General features: G+C 74.1%; 10 protein-coding genes. All 10 read right to left on the bottom strand.

Annotated features, from left to right (window positions below; translation table 11 throughout):
* Nucleotides 1-96: 96 nt before the first annotated feature.
* On the bottom strand, nucleotides 97-567 hold the full coding sequence (locus ABD976_RS11250; protein ID WP_345361478.1) for an Asp23/Gls24 family envelope stress response protein: 471 nt from the start codon (nucleotides 565-567) through the stop codon (nucleotides 97-99).
* Between the two features lie 82 nt (nucleotides 568-649).
* Nucleotides 650-1,207 carry an anti-sigma factor gene (locus ABD976_RS11245; RefSeq protein WP_345361475.1) on the bottom strand — a complete coding sequence of 186 codons (558 nt, stop codon included), beginning with the start codon at nucleotides 1,205-1,207 and terminating at the stop codon, nucleotides 650-652.
* A complete protein-coding gene (locus ABD976_RS11240) occupies nucleotides 1,204-1,764 on the bottom strand; it encodes an RNA polymerase sigma factor (RefSeq protein ID WP_345361472.1) in 561 nt (186 codons plus the stop codon). The genes ABD976_RS11245 and ABD976_RS11240 overlap by 4 nt, the downstream gene beginning before the upstream one ends.
* Nucleotides 1,765-1,839: 75 nt before the next feature.
* Nucleotides 1,840-2,715 carry an NAD(P)H-binding protein gene (locus tag ABD976_RS11235; protein WP_345361469.1) on the bottom strand — a complete coding sequence of 292 codons (876 nt, stop codon included), beginning with the start codon at nucleotides 2,713-2,715 and terminating at the stop codon, nucleotides 1,840-1,842.
* Between the two features lie 72 nt (nucleotides 2,716-2,787).
* Entirely contained in the window at nucleotides 2,788-3,633 is an 846-nt protein-coding gene (locus ABD976_RS11230; protein ID WP_345361466.1) for an SAM-dependent methyltransferase, read from the bottom strand.
* A 113-nt stretch (nucleotides 3,634-3,746) separates the two neighbouring features.
* Nucleotides 3,747-5,477 carry a glycoside hydrolase family 15 protein gene (locus ABD976_RS11225; protein ID WP_345361463.1) on the bottom strand — a complete coding sequence of 577 codons (1,731 nt, stop codon included), beginning with the start codon at nucleotides 5,475-5,477 and terminating at the stop codon, nucleotides 3,747-3,749.
* Entirely contained in the window at nucleotides 5,474-6,484 is a 1,011-nt protein-coding gene (locus ABD976_RS11220) for an SDR family oxidoreductase (RefSeq protein ID WP_345361460.1), read from the bottom strand. Before ABD976_RS11220 ends, ABD976_RS11225 begins: the two co-directional genes overlap by 4 nt.
* A complete protein-coding gene (locus ABD976_RS11215; RefSeq protein WP_345361457.1) occupies nucleotides 6,481-9,447 on the bottom strand; it encodes an FAD-binding and (Fe-S)-binding domain-containing protein in 2,967 nt (988 codons plus the stop codon). The genes ABD976_RS11220 and ABD976_RS11215 overlap by 4 nt, the downstream gene beginning before the upstream one ends.
* A gap of 11 nt (nucleotides 9,448-9,458) precedes the next feature.
* Complete coding sequence (locus ABD976_RS11210) at nucleotides 9,459-10,565, bottom strand: enolase C-terminal domain-like protein (RefSeq protein ID WP_345361454.1); 1,107 nt, start codon at nucleotides 10,563-10,565, stop codon at nucleotides 9,459-9,461.
* Entirely contained in the window at nucleotides 10,562-12,358 is a 1,797-nt protein-coding gene (locus ABD976_RS11205; protein WP_345361451.1) for a thiamine pyrophosphate-requiring protein, read from the bottom strand. Before ABD976_RS11205 ends, ABD976_RS11210 begins: the two co-directional genes overlap by 4 nt.
* Between the last annotated feature and the right edge of the window lie 85 nt (nucleotides 12,359-12,443).

Below are 12,443 nucleotides of genomic sequence, written 5' to 3'. Positions count from 1 at the left end.
GATTCCCGGTCGCCGCGCCCGGTGACCGGGAATCGGTGCGTGCATCCCGTCCGTCCACGGCGGACTCCCATCCGTCCACAGCGGACCGGGTCCGGGTCACTGGACCCGGGACGTGCCGGGCTCGGCTTCTTCGGTGGGCAGGTGGATGTCGTTCACCGCGATGTTGACCTCGATGACCTCGAGGCCGGTCATCCGCTCCACGGCCGTGATCACGTTGCGCCGCACCGCTCGCGCCAGGTCCACGATGGACGCGCCGTAGTCGACGACCATGTCCAGGTCGATCGCCGCCTGCTTCTCGCCGACCTCCACCTGGACGCCGGAGGACGTCGACGTGCCGCTGCCGCCGGGGATGCGCTCGCGCAACGCCCCGAAGGTGCGCGACACGCCGCCGCCCATCGTGCGGACGCCGTCGATCTCGCGCGCGGCGATCCCGGCGATCTTCTGCACCACGGTGGCGGCGATCGTCGTGGTGCCGACCGACGAGGGGTCGGCGAGCCGGGCCGGGGTCGATCCGGTGCCCTCCGGTGCGGCCTCGGCCGCGTCGTGGTTCGCGCTGTCGTGCGCCATGAGGTGTCCTTTCGCGGTTCTCGTGCGCGGGTTCCCGTAGGACGCGGGGCGGTCCGGGAACCTCACGCCCGTGTGGTGCGGATCACTCCGGTTCGAGCACGTCGCCGACGCGGACCGACAGCACCGGGGTCGCCGCGCCGAGCGAGCCCTCCAGCCGTTCGGTGATCTGCTCCCGCACCGATTCGGCGAGCACGACCGCCTCCAGCCCGTAGCGGACCGCGATGGTCAGCTCGACCCACCGATCGCCGCCGTGCAGCCCGCGCAGGTGCACGCCGGGTCGCTCCCGGAGCACGTCGGTGGCGACCTGCCGGACGAGCAGCAGCAGCGGCCGGGGCAGGATGCGCAACCGCCCGCCGGGCTGGGCGAGCTCGACCGGTTCGGCGGTGCCGCGCAGTCCGCGCACGGTCTCCAGCGCCCGGGACACCAGGCCCTCGGGCACCTCCACCGGCGCCGCGGCGGCCTGCCGCACCGCCTGCCACTGGCGGTCCAGCGCGGCGAACTCGTCGGTGCAGAACCGGCAGCCGCGGACGTGCTCGCGCAGTTCCGGGTCGGCTTCGGCGGGATCGCCGAGCAGCGCCACGAGCGCCGCGGCCGGACGCCCGCAGGGGAGCACGCGCTGTGGTTCGGCAGGGCCGCTCATCGCAACTCCTCCAGCCTGGCGAGCAGGGTCACTCTGGCGCGGGACAGCCGGGACTGCAACGCGGGCACGCTCACCTGCAGCACTTCGGCGACCTCGGCGTAGCTCAAGCCTTCCAGTTCGTGCAGGACCAAGGGCACCCGCTGGGACGGTTCGAGGGTGGCGATCGCCCGGTGGACCGCCGCGGCCCGCTCGTTGCGCAGCGCGATGGCCTCCGGACCGCTGCGCGGATCGACCCACTGCGCCGCCGGACCACCGGGCTCGGTCGGGTCGACCGGCACCGCGGGTCGGCGGCGGCGCAGGTGGCCCAGCGCGGCGTTGGTCACCACCCGGTACAGCCAGGTCGACACCGCGGCGGAGCCGCGGAAGCCGGACAGGCCGCGCCACGCCTGCACCCAGGCCTCCTGCACCACGTCCTCGGCCTCGACCGGATCGCCGACGATGCGCAGCGCCACCCGGTACAACCGCACGGTGTGCCGCCGCACCAGCGCGTCGAACGCCGTCGCGTCGCCGTCGGCCGCGGCGGCCAGCAGGGCGTGCTCGCTCCCGGGCTCGGTCATCGTCGCTCGCGATGCCCACGCAACGCCATCATGGCGCCAGCCTAGAACCCGTCCGATCGGCGCGGCGGGCCCGGATCAGGTCCACGCCCGGTCGCGGAACCGCCACGCGCTGTCCCGCAGGTACTCGGCCAGGCCGGTGGGCGGGCGGCCGAGCAACCGGGTCACCTCGTCGGTGACCGGGGCGTTGCGGCCCAGCCGGGTGAGCGCGTAGACGATGGACATGAACCCGATGCTGTCCCAGCCCACGCCGCGGCGGCGGAGCCGGGCGGCGAACCGCGGCGGGCTCGGGCGGGTGTAGCGCACCGGACGGCCCAGGGCCTCGGTCAGCTCCTCGGCGACCTGGTCCATCGTCAGGGGCTCCGCGCCGGTCAGGTGGTGCACGACGTCGCGGTGGCGGCCGGGGTGGCGCAGCGCGTCGGCGGCGACCGCCGCGGCGTCGCGGGCGTCGAGGAACGTCGTGCGTCCTCGGCCGGCCGGGATGAACAGCTCACCGCGCTCGGCGATGTCGACGCCGTGGGTGGAGATCCGGCGGTGCAGGTTCTGCGCGAAGAACCCGCAGCGCAGCACCGTCCAGGTCATCGTGCTCGCGCGCAGCGCCGCTTCGACCCGGTGGTGCGGGATGACGGCCGAGCGGTCCGCGCCGACCACCGAGACGTAGACCACGTGGCGGCAGCCCGCGCGCTGCGCCGCCTCGACGAACGGGACGATCGCCTCCCGCGCGGCCTTGCCGCCGGGCAGCGGGAACAGCAGGAACAGCGCCTCCACCCCGGACAGCGCGGCCTGCCACGTGCTCCGGTCGAAGAAGTCGAACGCGACGGTCTCGGCGCCGCTGCCCCGCAGGCGTTCCGGGTGGCGGGAGGCCACCCGCCACGCCACTCCGCCGGAGTCCCGCGCGAGCAGGTCCACGAGTTCGGCCCCGACGTTGCCGGACGGCCCGGTGATCAGCAGCATCGTCCCTCCACCTCCGCGTACGACGACGCGGACGAGCCTAAGGTGTGCTGCCGGAGCCGCAGCGCGGGCGGTCTAGCGGGTGGCGACGCCCGCGGCCAGGATCGCGTCCACGGGCTCGGCGGGCGGATCGGTCGGTTCCGGGCGCCACTGCGCGGGTTGCACCAGGCCGGGTTCCAGGAGCGACCAGCCGCCCGCCTCGATCAGCGCGGCGATGTCCGCGCGGGAGCGCGGGAACATCGGGTTGGCGGTGCGGGCGTAGACCTCCTCCGCGTTGCGGAGTTCGGCCTGCTGCTCGGCGCTCGCCCCGTCGTGGGTGAGGTGGGTCAGGACCAGCCTGCTGCCCGGCGCGAGCCGGCTGCTGAGCTCGCGCATCGTCGCGTGCGGATCGTCGCCGTCGGCGAGGAAGTGCCACAGCGCCACCGTGAGCAGCGCGACCGGCCGGGACGGATCGAGCAACCGGCGCGTTTCGGGCGCGTTGAAAACCGCCTCCACGTCGCGGAAATCCGACTGCACCATGCCCGCGTGCCGCTGGACGCCCTGCTCCTCGATGGTGATCGTGCCGTGCGCGCAGGCGACGTGCTCGTAGTCGACGTACACGACCCGGGTCCGGTCGCCGACGATCTCCAGGGCCTGTTCGTGCACCGTCCGCACGCTGGGGATCCCGGCGCCCAGGTCGAGGAACTGGGTGATCCCGGCGCGGGCGGCGTCGCGCACGGCGCGCAGCAGGAACGTCCGGTTCGACCGGGCCAGCTTCGGCGCTCCGGGCACCGCTTCGATCGCCTTCTCCGCGGCGACGCGATCGGCCGCGTAGTTGTTGGTGTCGCCCAGGAATACGTTGTACATCCGCGCCGCGTTGGGCTTGCTGACGTCGAGCCGGGCCGGTGCGGGCGGTGCGTGGCGGGTGGCGTGCTCGCTCATCGCTGTGGCTCCCCGAGGTCGTAGCGGGTTGCTGCGTACCGTATCGGTTCGCGGAGGCGGCTCAAAGGGCTGACGCGAAACCGGTTCGCACCCCGACCAGCGGGTTCCCGTGCTCACCGCATCCGGCCGGCGCATTCGAGCAGCATGGCGTGCACGAAGGCCTGGGGGAGGTTGCCCCGGAGCTGGCGCTGCTCGACGTCGTACTCCTCGGCGAACAGGCCCGGCGGGCCGCAGGCCGCGCGGTTGCGCTCGAACCAGCGCAGCGCGTCGGCCGGTTCGCCCTGCTGCCACTGGGCCAGCGCCATGACGAAACCGCAGAGCAGGAAGGCGCCTTCGAACGAACCGAGCGGGTGCGGGTCCTGCGGGAACCGGTAGACGTAGCGGTCCACGGACAACCGGGACCGCACCTCCGCGACGGTCCGCCGGGTGCGCGGGTCGTCGGCGCGCAGCGCGCCCCGCACCGGGGGCAGCAGCAGCGCGGCGTCCGGACCGGTGTCGTGCGGGGTGCGCTGCCAGTGCCCGCGCGGGTGCAGGCAGCGCCGCGAGGTCTCGGCCAGGATCGCGTCGGCGAGGGCGAGCATCTCGTTCGCCTCGTGGGCGGTCGGGCTGACCTCGGCCGCGGCGCGCAACCCGGCGGTGCAGGACAGGCGGGAGTGCGTCCACCAGTCCTCGCCGAGCTCCCAGATGCCCGCCTCCGGGCTGCGCCAGTGCTCGGCGACGGCGTCGGCGGCGACGCCGATCGCGCGCCACCCGTCGCCGTCGAGCACGTCGTGCCGCGCCGCGGCGGCCAGCAGTTGCAGCAGTTCCCCGAAGGTGTCGAGCTGGAGCTGCCCGCGCACCCAGTTGCCCTTGACCACGTCCTGACCGCCGGGATACCCGGGCAGGTCCAGCGCCTCCTCCGGCGGCACGGGCGCGCCGTCGACGGTGCAGGCGGGGCTGAGCGAGGTGCCCTCGCGCAGCAGCAGCCCGGTGAGGAACGACGTGCTGTCCGCGAGCACCGAGCCCGGGCCGTGCGCGGCGACCCCGATCCCGGCGTAGCACTGGTCGCGGACCCAGGTGTACCGGTAGTCGAAGTTGCGGCCCTGCTCCGGGCGCTCCGGGAGCGACATGGTGGGTGCGGCGACCATGCCACCGCCCGGCGCGGTCAGACCCCGCAGCACCGCCGACGCCTGCTGGGCGTCCCGGGGGGCCAGGGTCCCCGCCATGCTCGGCACGGCGTCCCGCCAGCTCGCGGCGGTGGCCCGCCACGCCGAATCGGCGTCCACCGCCGGACCGGGCGCGCCGTCGCCGAGTTCCAGCACGAGGTCGTGCTGCCCGCCCGCGGGCACGGTCAGCTCGGCGACCAGCGCACCGTCCTCGGCCACGACCGCCTCCGGCGCACCGGACCAGCGCACCCGCAGGTCGCCGGTGGTGGCGTGCCACCGGCCGGCGGCGTCGCGGTGCGGTGCGCTCATCGGCACCGCGCCGAACCGGGCGCGCGGATCCAGCCGCACCCGCAACCGCACCTCGCCCTCGACCGCCTCGATCCGGCGCAGCAGCACCACCCGGCGCGGGTCGCCCGGGTAGGCCAAGGCGTCGCGGCACTCCACGGCGGTGGACGTGGTGACCCAGCGGTGCCGCCAGATCAGCGAGCGGTCCTCGTAGCTGCCGCCCCAGACGTAGCGCTCCACCGGCGTGATCGAGTAGCCGCCGTCGCCGCCGAGCAGCGCGGTGAACACCGCGTCGTCGTGCCAGCGCGGCGCGCACATCCAGACGATCGCGCCCTGCGGGCCGCACAGCGCACCGCGCTGCCCGTCGGCCAGCAGGGCGTACTCCCGGAGCACCTGCGGCGGGAAGCGGGTCATCGGCGGCCCCCGAGGCCGACCGCGACCCCGGCGGCCACGGCGGAGGCGGTCGCGGCCGCCAGCAGCCGGCCGCGCCGCTGCGACAACCACATCTGGAGGCTGCGCGACCGCGCGGTGCTGGTGAAGACCCCGTGGGCGCCGTAGTCGCGCTTGCCGGGGCCGTCGGCGGGCTGCCAGAGGTTCGCCGCTCGGTGCGGGTCCCGCACCGAGCGGTTCTGCTGCGAGTCGTAGCCGTTGCGGGCGAGGTAGCGGTCCAGCAGCCCGGGGACCACCGCGTTGGCCAGCAGCGTGCCCGCGGTGCTCCCGCCGACCCAGTACTCCCGGCGCCCCGGGTGCTCGGCGGCGTGCAGCACCGCGCGGGCCGCCACCTCGGGCTGGTAGATCGGCGGCAGCGGTTGCGGGTGGCCGGGCAGCCGCGACAGCACCCAGGAGAACTGCGGGGTGTTCACCGCCGGGAGCTGCACCATCGTGGTGCGCACCTGGCTGCGCTCGTGCAGCAGCTCGCTGCGCACCGACTCGGTGTAGCCCTGGATCGCGTGCTTGGCCGCGCAGTAGCCGGCCTGCAGCGGCACGCCCCGGTACGCCAGCGCCGAACCGACCTGCACCACCGCGCCCCGGTCGCGGGGGCGCATCCGCCGCAGCGCCGCGAGGGTGCCGTGCACGTAACCCAGGAACGTCACCTCGATCATCCGCCGGTACTCGTCCGGGGTGATCTCGGTCGCCGGGGCGAAGACCGTGGTGAAGGCGTTGTTGATCCAGACCTCGATCGGGCCCAGCTCCCGTTCGGCCCGCTCGGCGGCGGCGTCGACCTGGTCCGGGTCGGCGACGTCGACCACGATCGGCAGCGCCTCGCCGCCGTAGCGGCGGACCTCCTCCGCCGCGCCGCGCAGTCCCGAGATCCCGCGCGCCAGCAGCGCGACCCGGTCCCCGCGCTGCCCGCAGCGGCGGGCGATGGCGCGACCGACACCACCGCTGGCGCCGGTGACGACCACGACACGTCCGCTCATCGGTGCACCTCCGCGGCCAGCACTTCGGCGAGGTGCCGGGCGCGGCGGTCGCTGCCGTGCGCGATCTGCGTCCGGCAGCTGAAACCGTCGGCCAGCACCAGGGTTCCCGGGTCGGTGCGGCGCAGCGCGGGCAGCAGGGCGTGCTCGGCGCAGGCCATGGACACGTCGTAGTGCCCGCGCTGGAAGCCGAAGTCGCCGGCCAGGCCGCAGCACCCGGAGTCGAGCACGTCCGCGTCGATCCCGGCCCGCCGCATCGCCTGCCGGTCCGCGTCGAAGCCGAGCACCGCGTGCTGGTGGCAGTGGGTCTGCACCACCGCGTCGGCACCCAGCTCGGGCGGTCGCCAGCCGCCGGGGGAGCGCTCGGTGAGCAGCTCGGCCAGCGTGTGGAACTGCTCCCGCAGCCGCGCGGCGTCCTCGTCGTGCGGCAGCAGTTCGCGGGAGTCGGAGCGGAACACCGCCGTGCAGGACGGTTCCAGGCCGACCACCGGGGTGCCCGCCTCGATCCACGGGCGCAGCACCCGCATCGTGCGCCGCAGCACGCGCGCCGCGACGCCGAGCTGCCCGGTGGACACCCAGGTCAACCCGCAGCAGACCGGCTGCTCCGGCACCGCGACGGAGAACCCGGCGTGCTCCAGCACGGCGACCGCGGCCCGGCCGATCCGCGGGTCGAAGTGGTTGGTGAAGGTGTCCGGCCACAGCACCACGGCGTTCGGGTCGCCGGGCCGCGGTGGGGCGCTGCCGCGCCGCCGCCACTGGTGCTGGAAGTCCCAGCGGGCGAACCGGGGTGCGTCCCGCTCCGGCGCGACCCCGGCGGCCCGCTTGGCCAGCTCGCCCAATCCCGGGGTGTGCAGCGCGGCGTTGACCGCCCGCGGGGCGAGTCCGGCGACCTGCGCCAGCGCGGGCAACCAGCCCAGCGAGTAGTGCGCCACCGGGCGCAGCCGGTGCCGGTAGTGCTGGGCGAGGAACTCGGCCTTGTAGGAGGCCATGTCCACCCCGGTCGGGCAATCCGACTTGCAACCCTTGCACGCCAGGCACAGGTCCAGCGCGTCGTGCACGGCGGTGGAGCGCCAGCCGTCGGAGATCGGGGAGTCCGCGTGCCCCTGGAGCATCTCGAACAGCAGCCGCGCCCGGCCCCGGGTGGAGTGCTCCTCCTCGCCGGTGGCCCGGTAGGACGGGCACATCACGCCGCCGGAGGAGCTGCGGCAGTTGCCGATGCCGACGCAGCGCAGCACGCCCTGGTGGAAGCTGCCGCCGTCGTCGGGGTAGCCGAGGAACGTGGCGTCGGTGCGGGGCCGGTAGTCGGGCCCCAGCCGCAGGTCCGAGTCGAGCCGCCGGGGCCGCACCACCTTGCCGGGGTTCATCCGGTCGGACGGGTCGAAGAGGTCCTTGACCTCGCCGAAGGCCCGCACCAGGTCGCCGCCGAACATCCGCACCAGCAGCTCGCCGCGCGCCTGCCCGTCGCCGTGCTCGCCGGACAGCGACCCGCCGTAGGAGACCACGAGGTCGGCCGCGCGGCGCAGGAACCGGCGGAACGCCAGCACCCCCGGCTCGGTCTTGAGCCGGAAGGGGATGCGGACGTGCACGCAACCGTGCCCGAAGTGCCCGTAGAGCGCCGGTCGTTCGTAGCCGAACTCGGCGAACAGCGCGAGCAGGTCCCGCAGGTAGTCGCCGAGCCGTTCCGGCGGGACGGCCGAGTCCTCCCAGCCGCTCCAGCTCTCCGGCATGTCCGGCGGGTTGGCGGTGGCCCCGAGGCCGGCCTCCCGCGCGTGCAGCATCCGCTTCTCGCGAGCGGGGTCGTCGGAGATCGCCACGTCGTCGTCCTGCTCGGACTTGCCGATGCCGGACAGCAGCCGCCGGACCTGCTCGTCGGCCTCTTCCCGGGTCTGCCCGCCGAACTGGGCGTAGAGCCAGCTCGATCCCCGCGGGAGCAGCCGCAGCGAGCCCGGGAACATGCCCTCTTCCCGGATGAAGTGCGCGAGTTCGCCGCCGACCGCCTCCAGCATCAGCGGATCGCAGTGCGCCCGGAGTTCCGTCGCCGCGTCGGCCGCCGCGGCGACGTCGGGGTAGCCGATCACCACCAGCGCCTTGTGCGGCATGGTCGGCACCAGGTCCAGCTCGGCGTGCAGCACCGTCGCGAGCGTTCCCTCGCTGCCCACCAGCAGCGCCGCCACGTCCATGCCGTCCTCGAGCGCCAGCGAGTCGAGGTTGTAGCCCGAGACGCGGCGCGGGATGTCCGGGTAACCCGCGCGGATCCGCTCGCGGTAGCGGTCGCGCACCTCGCGCAACCGCCGGTGCAGTTCGCCGCGCTCGCCGCCCCGCTCGATCACCGAGGTGAGCTCCTGCTCGCTCAGCGGCCCGACCCAGCAGCGCAGCCCGTCGTAGGTGAGGATCTCCAGCCGCCGCACGTTGTCCACGGTCTTGCCGAAGGCCTGGGCGCTCGCTCCGCAGGAGTTGTTGCCGATCATCCCGCCGAGCGTGCAGTGGCTGTGCGTGGACGGCGCCGGCCCGAACCGCAGCGAGTGCCGGGACAGCTCCGCGTTGAGCCGGTCGAGGACGATGCCCGGTTCCACCACGCAGGTCCGGCGTTCCGGATCGCACGAGATCAGCGCGTGGCAGTACTTCGACCAGTCCAGCACCACGGCCGCGTTGGTGCCCTGCCCGGCCAGGCTGGTGCCCCCGCCCCGGGAGAGCACCGGGGCGCCGTGCTCCCGGCACACCCGCACCGCCCGGACCCCGTCCTCGACGGTGCGGGGCAGCACGACCCCGATCGGCACCTGCCGGTAGTTCGACGAATCGGTCGCGTAGGCGCCCTGGGACCCGGCGTCGAACCGGACCTCGCCGTCCACCTCCCGCCGCAGGTCCCGTTCCAGCGCCGCGGTGTCCACCCGGTGCGCGGTGACCGACCAGGTCTGCCCGTCGCGGAGGTCCGCCGCGCCCCGTCCTCGGGTGTGCTGGGTCGCCATCTCTCCTCCGTTCACCGCACCCGGTAGCGTTCGTCGTCCGGTTCCTTGAGGGTCATGCCGTGACCGGGTGCCGAGACGTCCGGCCGCACCACGCCGTCCTCCGGTTCGAGCGCCCCGTCGAACAGCGCCGACTCGATCCGCTCGTGGTCGTGGAACCACTCCAGGTGCCGGACGTTGGGCGTGGCCGCCGCGACGTGCGCGGCCAGGTTCTGCGCGCAGTGCCCGGACACGTCGAGGTTGCGGGCCGCGGCCAGCGCGGCCGTCCGCAGCCACTCGCCGAACCCGCCGCACCGGGTCACGTCCACCTGCAGGCAGTCCACCGCGTCGTCGGCCAGCATCGTCGCGAAGTACGGCAGGTCGTAGCCGTACTCCCCGGCCGCGACGTCGGCGGCGGTGGCGTCGCGGACCCGCCGCAGCCCGGCGCGGTCGTCGCTGGACACCGGCTCCTCGTACCAGGTCACCCCCAGCGCGTCGAGCTCCCGACCGACCCGCACCGCCTGGCCCGCCGAGTAGGCGCCGTTGGCATCGGTGAACACCGCCGCGGGGCCGGCCGCCTCGCGGGCCACCCGCACCCGCCGCAGGTCGCGATCGACCCGGGTGCCGCGCGCCTCGCCGATCTTGAGCTTCACCGCGGGGGTGCCGAGCCGGTCGGCCCACCAGGCGAGCTGGGCGCGCAGCCGCTCGTCGTCGTAGCTGGTGAAACCGCCGCTGCCGTACACCGGGACGGTCTCGTGCGCCCGGCCCAGCAGCGTGCTCAGCGCCAGCCCGCAGACCCGCGCCGCGGCGTCCCACAGCGCCGTCTCCACCGCCGACAGCGCGCACGACACCAGGCCGGGCCTGCCGTTGTTGCGCTCCACCGCCCGCATCGCCTGCCAGGCCGCGGGCACGTCGGTGACCTCGCGGTCCAGCACCGCCTCGCGCAGCTCGCCGCGCACCAGCTCGACGCAGGCCTGGTGCCCGTAGGTCCAGCCCACGCCGACCACGTCGGCGGCGTGGACGGTCACCACGACCGCGGTCGTGGCCGACCACGCGAGCGTGCCGTCGGCCTCCGGCGCGTCCGTCGGGATCCGGTAGGCCCGGGCCCCGACGTCGCGCACCGGGTGGCGCGCCGCGCTCATCGCCGGTCGGATCGCTTCGGCAGGTACTCCTGCGCCTTGGACTTGACGCCTTCCTTGACCACCGACCACGCCTCCGGGTCACCGCGCAGCAACGCCTGGCTGACGTTCTGGATCTGCTCCCAGTTGGCCTCCGGCGGGATCGGCGGCACCGCGGGATCGGTCACGAACTCCACCAGGCAGGGCCGGTCCGACTCGATCGCGCGCTGCCACGTCGAGGTGATGTCGCCGGGGGCGTCCACCTTCATCCCGCGCAGCCCGAGCAGTTCGGCGTACCCGGCGTAGTCGAAGTCGGGCAACCGCTGCGACGGGATGAACTGCGGCGAGCCCGCCATGGCGCGCAGCTCCCAGGTGACCTGGTTGAGATCGCCGTTGTTGAGCACCCCGATCACCAGCCTGGGGTCCGCCCACTCCCGCCAGTAGTGCGCGATGGTGATCAGCTCGCTGATCCCGTTCATCTGCATCGCACCGTCACCGACCAGCGCGAACACCGGTCGGTCCGGATGCGCCCACTTCGCCCCGGTCGCGTAGGGCATCCCCGGCCCCATGGTGGCCAGCGTGCCCGACAGCGAGCAGCGCATCGTGCCCCGGATCCGCAGGTGCCTGCCGTACCAGTTGGCGACCGAGCCCGCGTCGGTGGTCATGATCGCGTCGTCGGGCAGCAGCGGGGACAGCTCGTGGAACACCCGTTCCGGGTTCACCGGGTCGGCTTCCACCTGCGCCCGCTGCTCCATGGTGTCCCACCACTGGCGGACGCCCGCCTCGATGGAGGCCCGCCAGGACCGGTCGTCCTTGCGCCGCAGCATCGGCAGCAGCTCGCGCAACGTCGCCCGCGCGTCCCCGACGAGGTTCACCTCGAACGGGTAGCGCATGCCGATCAAGGTCGGGTCGATGTCGATCTGCACGGCCCGTGCCTTGCCGAACTCGGGCAGGAACTGGCTGTACGGGAAGTTCGCGCCGATCATGAGCAGCGTGTCGCAGTCCCGCATCATCTCCCACGACGGCCGGGTGCCCATCAGGCCGGACACCCCGGTGACGTAGGGCAGGTCGTCGCTGAGCACGTCCTTGCCCAGCAGCGCCTTCGCGACGCCCGCGCCGAGCACCTCGGCGATCTCGGTGACCTCGGGCACGGCACCGCGCGCCCCCTGGCCGATCATGATCGCGACCTTGCTCCCGGCGTTGAGCACCTCGGCGGCGTGCCGCAGCTCGTCGGCCTCGGGCACCACCGTGGACGCGGACATCCCGAGGCTGGAGGGCACCATCTTGAAGGCGTGCGAGGGCGCGGTGTACTCCATCTCCTGCACGTCGCCGGGGATGATCAGCGCGGTGACCGTGCGCCGGGCGATCGCGGTCCGCATCGCGCGGTCGAGCACGTTCGGCAGCTGCTCCGGCGTCGTCACGGTCTGCACGTAGTCGCCCGCGACGTCCTTGTACAGCGAGTGCAGGTCCACCTCCTGCTGGTAGGCCCCGCCCAGCGAGGTGCTGCCCTGCTGCCCCACGATCGCCACCACCGGGACGTGGTCGAGCTTGGCGTCGTAGAGGCCGTTGAGCAGGTGCACCGCACCCGGGCCGCCGGTCGCCGCGCAGACCCCCACGCGCCCGGAGAACTTCGCGTACCCGACGGCTTCGAACGCCGCGAGCTCCTCGTGCCGCGCCTGGATGAACCGGGGCTCGTCCTCGGCCCGCTGCCACGCGGACAGCAGCCCGTTGATCCCGTCACCCGCGTAGGAGAAGACCCTGTCGACGTCCCACTCCCGGAGTCGGCGCAGCAGGTAGTCGGACACCTTTTCGGCCATCGTCAGCTCCTCCTCACGGCGTGGTCGCTCTCCTCGTGGGGTATGCCGCGCGTCGCCGCGCTAAACCCGGTCGATCGACACCTCC

It is taken from the genome of Saccharopolyspora cebuensis (genome assembly GCF_039542665.1).
Taxonomy (GTDB): Bacteria; Actinomycetota; Actinomycetes; order Mycobacteriales; family Pseudonocardiaceae; genus Saccharopolyspora; species Saccharopolyspora cebuensis.
Note: the sequence above shows the minus strand (reverse complement) of the source record. Positions and strands in the feature narration are given on the sequence as shown.

Coding starts and splice junctions, on each gene's coding strand:
- ABD976_RS11250 (WP_345361478.1), bottom strand. CDS start 567: ATGGCGCACGACAGCGCGAACCACGACGCGGCCGAGGCCGCACCGGAG.
- ABD976_RS11245 (WP_345361475.1), bottom strand. CDS start 1,207: ATGAGCGGCCCTGCCGAACCACAGCGCGTGCTCCCCTGCGGGCGTCCG.
- ABD976_RS11240 (WP_345361472.1), bottom strand. CDS start 1,764: ATGACCGAGCCCGGGAGCGAGCACGCCCTGCTGGCCGCCGCGGCCGAC.
- ABD976_RS11235 (WP_345361469.1), bottom strand. CDS start 2,715: ATGCTGCTGATCACCGGGCCGTCCGGCAACGTCGGGGCCGAACTCGTG.
- ABD976_RS11230 (WP_345361466.1), bottom strand. CDS start 3,633: ATGAGCGAGCACGCCACCCGCCACGCACCGCCCGCACCGGCCCGGCTC.
- ABD976_RS11225 (WP_345361463.1), bottom strand. CDS start 5,477: ATGACCCGCTTCCCGCCGCAGGTGCTCCGGGAGTACGCCCTGCTGGCC.
- ABD976_RS11220 (WP_345361460.1), bottom strand. CDS start 6,484: ATGAGCGGACGTGTCGTGGTCGTCACCGGCGCCAGCGGTGGTGTCGGT.
- ABD976_RS11215 (WP_345361457.1), bottom strand. CDS start 9,447: ATGGCGACCCAGCACACCCGAGGACGGGGCGCGGCGGACCTCCGCGAC.
- ABD976_RS11210 (WP_345361454.1), bottom strand. CDS start 10,565: ATGAGCGCGGCGCGCCACCCGGTGCGCGACGTCGGGGCCCGGGCCTAC.
- ABD976_RS11205 (WP_345361451.1), bottom strand. CDS start 12,358: ATGGCCGAAAAGGTGTCCGACTACCTGCTGCGCCGACTCCGGGAGTGG.